Source organism: Curtobacterium sp. MCBA15_009 (assembly GCF_001864895.1).
Lineage (GTDB): Bacteria > Actinomycetota > Actinomycetes > Actinomycetales > Microbacteriaceae > Curtobacterium.
On the sequence record NZ_MJGO01000022.1, the window covers coordinates 1 to 269 of the forward strand.

At 53.5% G+C, this 269-nt stretch carries 1 rRNA gene; it reads left to right on the top strand.

The features are described 5' to 3' along the window. Positions 1 to 269: ribosomal RNA gene (locus BIU97_RS05670) — 23S ribosomal RNA — on the top strand; the annotation flags it as partial.

Consider the following 269-nt stretch of genomic DNA (forward strand, 5'->3'; position numbering starts at 1 on the left):
CACGAATGGCGTAACGATGGCCACGCTGTCTCCACCCGAGACTCAGTGAAATTGAAATCGCCGTGAAGATGCAGTGTACCCGCGGCTAGACGGAAAGACCCCGTGAACCTTTACTACAGCTTGGCACTGAACATTGACCCTACATGTGTAGGATAGGTGGGAGGCTTTGAAACCAGCACGCCAGTGTTGGTGGAGCCGTCCTTGAAATACCACCCTTGTAGTGTTGATGTTCTAACGTCGACCCCTTATCGGGGTTACGGACAGTGCCC